The organism is Anabaena sp. UHCC 0399, assembly GCF_034931465.1.
In the GTDB taxonomy this organism is placed as follows: domain Bacteria; phylum Cyanobacteriota; class Cyanobacteriia; order Cyanobacteriales; family Nostocaceae; genus Trichormus; species Trichormus minutissimus.
Genome location: NZ_JAYGGZ010000106.1, coordinates 1 through 4,602, shown reverse-complemented (window position 1 = coordinate 4,602; position 4,602 = coordinate 1). Strand labels below are relative to the sequence as shown.

At 38.1% G+C, this 4,602-nt stretch carries 7 protein-coding genes and 1 pseudogene; 1 reads left to right on the top strand and 7 read right to left on the bottom strand.

The annotated features are described in order from the left end of the window. Nucleotides 1-271: pseudogene (locus VB693_RS28770) on the bottom strand (restriction endonuclease subunit R); the annotation flags it as partial. A 270-nt stretch (nucleotides 272-541) separates the two neighbouring features. Here VB693_RS28770 and VB693_RS28765 point away from each other — a divergent pair. Continuing rightward, the gene (locus VB693_RS28765; RefSeq protein ID WP_323269251.1) at nucleotides 542-1,819 is read left to right on the top strand and encodes an IS1096 element passenger TnpR family protein; all 1,278 of its coding nucleotides are present in this window, start codon (nucleotides 542-544) and stop codon (nucleotides 1,817-1,819) included. An 80-nt stretch (nucleotides 1,820-1,899) separates the two neighbouring features. Here VB693_RS28765 and VB693_RS28760 read toward each other — a convergent pair whose 3' ends face one another. The 6 genes from VB693_RS28760 to VB693_RS28735 form a co-directional block, all read right to left on the bottom strand. Then, on the bottom strand, nucleotides 1,900-2,286 hold the full coding sequence (locus tag VB693_RS28760) for a type II toxin-antitoxin system VapC family toxin (RefSeq protein ID WP_323269250.1): 387 nt from the start codon (nucleotides 2,284-2,286) through the stop codon (nucleotides 1,900-1,902). Continuing rightward, the gene (locus tag VB693_RS28755; RefSeq protein ID WP_323269249.1) at nucleotides 2,283-2,534 is read right to left on the bottom strand and encodes a type II toxin-antitoxin system Phd/YefM family antitoxin; all 252 of its coding nucleotides are present in this window, start codon (nucleotides 2,532-2,534) and stop codon (nucleotides 2,283-2,285) included. Before VB693_RS28755 ends, VB693_RS28760 begins: the two co-directional genes overlap by 4 nt. A 21-nt stretch (nucleotides 2,535-2,555) precedes the next feature. Continuing rightward, entirely contained in the window at nucleotides 2,556-2,753 is a 198-nt protein-coding gene (locus VB693_RS28750; RefSeq protein WP_323269248.1) for a hypothetical protein, read from the bottom strand. Continuing rightward, entirely contained in the window at nucleotides 2,734-3,159 is a 426-nt protein-coding gene (locus VB693_RS28745) for a type II toxin-antitoxin system VapC family toxin (RefSeq protein WP_323269247.1), read from the bottom strand. Before VB693_RS28745 ends, VB693_RS28750 begins: the two co-directional genes overlap by 20 nt. After that, nucleotides 3,110-3,373, bottom strand: coding sequence for an AbrB/MazE/SpoVT family DNA-binding domain-containing protein (locus VB693_RS28740; protein WP_323269246.1), 264 nt, complete (start codon nucleotides 3,371-3,373; stop codon nucleotides 3,110-3,112). Before VB693_RS28740 ends, VB693_RS28745 begins: the two co-directional genes overlap by 50 nt. Nucleotides 3,374-3,440: 67 nt before the next feature. Next, on the bottom strand, nucleotides 3,441-4,602 hold a 1,162-nt coding region (locus VB693_RS28735), incomplete at its 5' end, for a WD40 repeat domain-containing protein (RefSeq protein ID WP_323269245.1).

Sequence of the window (4,602 nt, the reverse complement as noted above, 5' to 3'; positions counted from 1 at the left end):
GTTGCATTCCCGCACTGACAGAGTGATTATTATCTTTAGCTTCAATTACAGCCAGTGGTACACCGGGTTTGTGATACAGCACATAATCAGCGCGTTTCTGCTCACCTCGACTAGTAAGCTTACCTCTTACAATCACCCTACCTTTTGTCAGCGTCACTTCCTCTCGAATCTGAGTGTTGATATTCCAGCCTTGATTAACTAGAGCAGGCGTAATGTACTTTGTACAAATGTCACGTTCACTCAAGGATTTCTTGTCAATGGCTTCTGACATAAAAGGGTTGATTTAGAGTTTAGACAGTGAAATTACATAGCCTACCGTAAATAATGTTTAGGTATGTAACTTGTATTATCCTATATATCAGCCTCTCGATGTCAAATTAGCTACTAATTGTTTATGGATGCGTTGGTTTAGCGGGCTGCTGCTACTGTACAATAGTGTGCGATCGCCCAAATGCAATCTTACTTTCTGCAAAGTCAAAATAAGCTGCAACTATTGTAAACAAAGCATTTTATATACCCTGTAAATGAGAGTTGAAATTAGATGATGAGACGACTTTTCTCCGTTCCCAATCATCTGCGAGAACAACTTCCCACCCTGACGGAAGATAATAAGCAAATCCTCCAACAGCAAAGCATTAGCCAAAATTTCCCAGGAAAAATTCTGCGGGATTTTCAAACCATCCTAGAATTTCTCCAACCAGACGGCGTTGAAGTCAGCAGCACATATCACCAATTCTCTCTCAAATACCTCCAGCAACTCAATTCTCGATTGAGTTACCCCATTGAAACTAACCTCAAGCGTCCCCAACAAAAATCCTACCCCTACATTCACGGGTTATACTTTGTCTTTCGCACATCTGGACTGTCTCAAGTTATCACCCAAGGCAAAAAAACCAAATTAGTTTTAGACGAAAAACGCCTCAAAATTTGGCAAGGCTTCAACCCAACTGAAAAATATTTCACACTCTTAGAATCCTGGCTACTTTGGGGAGAAGGCGAACTCTTAGGCGAATCTAGAGACATATATAGACCATTATTTCGCTGCTGCCAATTTTGGCGAGAAATTCCAGATGAAGGTTTAACCGTTAACAGTTACCAAGAACAAGATAAATTAGTTTATTATCCAGGCTTCCACAATCTTAGCCTGTTGCATTTATTTGGTTTTCTTGACCTCACTCCAGGAGAACCAAAACCCGCTAAAGGATGGCGTATCACTACTGTAAAACGTTGTCCTTGGGGAGATGCCATGATAGGTTTGCTCTCTGAAATTTATAATGAAATTGAACGACAGCCAGAAGATGAAGAAATATCTCTAGATTTCCACATCACCTTTGAAAAACTCAAACCATATCTCCAGCAATACTTTCCTGAATGGGAACAAACCTTAGTCATCGCCAACGGAGAGTTTAAGCAGGCAATTTATACGTTTAAAGTGAAGCTGTTAGATGCTTGGCGACGCATAGCCATTCCTAGCGACCTCAATTTGGATCAAGTGGCGGCCGCAGTTGTCGAAGCATTTGATTTTGACTTTGAACATCTTTATCGGTTTATTTACAAAGACCATATAGGACGCATTTTTGAATTTACTCATCCCTTTGTTGATATTCCACCTAACACCAACGATTTCCGCTTAGGTGAATTACCGCTTGAGGTAGGAAATCATCTGCAATTTACCTTTGATTTACTGGATGAGTGGGAGTTTGATTTGCAGTTAGAAAAAATTGAGCCTGCCAATGCCAAAATGAAAAAGCCAAAGATTCTTGAATATCATGGCAAACCACCAGTACAGTATGGTGAAGAGGGAGAAGACAAGGATTAGCTTTACTGCGGTGATGGGCTATCCTTCCCCTTCTGCCACTGATTGAGTCTTATTCGTCTTTAAGCAATTATTATCTTTGGCTACCAAATTACATCAACAGGATACTGTTTGATTTTATTATCTACAGTAATTATGGGCATTTTTTCCACTTGACTTTGAGCAATAATTATTCGGTCAAAAGGGTCTTGATGTAAAGCAGGTAGATTGACGACTTGTAAAGCGTGATTCATGTGAATAGGCAAACTTTCAAATCGATTTATAGTCAACCGACTGGGAATGTAAGTTTCTGGTGGCTCTGGTAAATTTAATTTACCCAAACGAACTTTAATTACAATTTCCCATGCGCTTGCAGCACTAAAAAATAAGTTATTCCCTGGGTCAGCAATTATATTTCTAGCTGTAGATGAGAGTCGGTTATCGTCAATAACCCACCAAATAAACGTATGGGTATCAAGTAATGCTCTCATGCTTCTGCGTCTGTTGGGTTGATAAAAGCATTTAGCACCTCGTCGGGGAGGGGAGCATCAAAGTCTGGGGAAATTGTTACCTGACCACGGTCTAAACCTGGAATACGAGGTAATTTCTGTTCCGCAATTGGGACTATACGCGCGATAGGAGTGCCTGCTTGAGAAATAATCACTTCTTCTCCTTCTAGCACTCGACGGAGTAGTTCAGCAAATTCAGCTTGACCTTCTGGGATTTCTAGGCTGTACATATATAGTTAATGACAAGAATATTAATATCCTGGCATAGAGTTGTCATGGCGATCGCACATTAGAAACGTGTCAGAATTGGCCATGCGATGGCGTAACCGCCCAGCGTAGCTGATCGCTCTTACCAAATCAATGTTAGTGAAAAAGTGGGCGATCGCCTGATCACATATTTTGAAGCTAGGTTTTTTTGCTGAGTCATCACTAAGGCTGCTTGACTTCACAGGTAGTTAGCCCCTTAGCCCTTTTCACAAATTTCTCGTCAAAAGTGTAAAATTCTGCATGATTTTGACTGTGGGCTAGATGAAGTGCATCAGCAAAATCTAAGCCTAATTCATGCCATTGCAACGCCTGAAAAACTACGCCAGAATTACTCAGATGGACATTTGACAATCCAAACAGCTTTCTTAACGCTGTACAGATTTCAACAGGTTTAAACTTATAAGCAAACCTTAGTACCCACTCAGTTTCTAGAATTACGGTATCTGGTATAAAAACATTTTGGTTTTGAAAAATTGCTAGACTCTTTTGGTACTGTAATTCATCATCTTGAGTCAATAGACGCACAATTATATTAGTATCAACTACCACCATGCCATGATTCCTCGATACCTTGACAGATGGCATCATTCATATCTTCTAAAGATTTGGGTGCGCCTTGATATTTTAAGCAGCCTGCAACATCATTTAATGTAGTTTCTGCAAAGGGTTTCTTGGGTTTGAGAAGAATCCCATCACCCATATTAATTGCTATTAATTCCTGTCCGATTTTCCAGCCAGAGGCTTTTAGTAATTCTTCAGGAAGAATTACTTTTCCTTGATTTGATACTTTTGCTATTTCCATATGTTGTGGAAGTTTGATGATTATAAATTGGCAATTTGTTTTTACTGCATTTTTATTTTTACATTTTTCATTCTTCTACTGCGCCAAGTGCTTTGAGGGTAGTGATTTCAGATGATGTTAAACCCTTAACCCCTATAATGTTCATGCGTTCATAGGGGCGATCATTAATTATTTTTTTCAGGCATTCACCAGTTTTAAGATGCCAAAATTTAATGGTGTCATCTTTACCTGCACTGGCAAGAAGTTGACCATCGTGACTAAAAACAACTGAATAAACATTATCAGTATGTTCTTGTAAATTTTTTAAACATTTTCCTGTGTGGATATCCCATAATTTTACTGTGTGATCGTTACTAGCACTAGCAATAATGTTACCGTCAGGACTAATAGTAACTGAATTAATTTTCTTATTATGTCCTTCTAAGGTTTTTAAACATTGTGCTGTACTGATGTCCCATAATTTTATCTTTTGGTCACTACCAGAACTAACAATAATTTTACCATCTGGGCTAAAAGTAACAGAATTTGCTAAGATACTATGACCTTTAAATGTTCTGAGACATTCCCCACTAAAAATATCCCAAAGTTTTATTGTTTGATCAAGGCTACTACTCGCAAGTATTGGATTGATAGGGCTAAAAGCAACGCATGATACTGAGTTATTGTGACCTTCTAAAATTTTTATGATTTCTCCACTATCAACTTTCCACAATATGATTTTTTTGTCTGTACTACCACTTGCGATAAGTTCACCATCTGGACTGAAGCTAATTGAACTAACCCAATTAGAATGGCCATACAAAGTAAGAAGGCATTCTCCACTATAAGTGTCCCATATTTTAACCGTATCGTCACTGCTACCACTGGCAATTTTTTGACCATTTGGGCTAAAATTTGCTGACGATATAGAATTGCTACTTCTATATAAAGTTTTTACGCATTGACCTGTATTAACATCCCATAATTTCAGACTTTGATCAAAACTGCTGCTGACGATAAATCTATCATCAATATTAAAATTAACGGAACATATCCAGTTACTATAACCTCTTAATATTTTTATACATTCTCCAGTATTAATGTTCCATATTCTAACAGTTTGGTCATTACTACCACTTGCTATTAATTGATTTTTGATACTAAAAGATACTGAACGTACAACGTCAGTATGCCCATGAAAACTTTTAAAACATGAACCAGTTTTAACATTCCAAAGCTTTACTGTTTGC

Excerpts from the sequence above, each read along its gene's own strand:
- VB693_RS28745 (WP_323269247.1), bottom strand. The coding sequence starts at position 3,159 with ATGATGCCATCTGTCAAGGTATCGAGGAATCATGGCATGGTGGTAGTT.
- VB693_RS28755 (WP_323269249.1), bottom strand. The coding sequence starts at position 2,534 with ATGTACAGCCTAGAAATCCCAGAAGGTCAAGCTGAATTTGCTGAACTA.
- VB693_RS28740 (WP_323269246.1), bottom strand. The coding sequence starts at position 3,373 with ATGGAAATAGCAAAAGTATCAAATCAAGGAAAAGTAATTCTTCCTGAA.
- VB693_RS28760 (WP_323269250.1), bottom strand. The coding sequence starts at position 2,286 with ATGAGAGCATTACTTGATACCCATACGTTTATTTGGTGGGTTATTGAC.
- VB693_RS28765 (WP_323269251.1), top strand. The coding sequence starts at position 542 with ATGATGAGACGACTTTTCTCCGTTCCCAATCATCTGCGAGAACAACTT.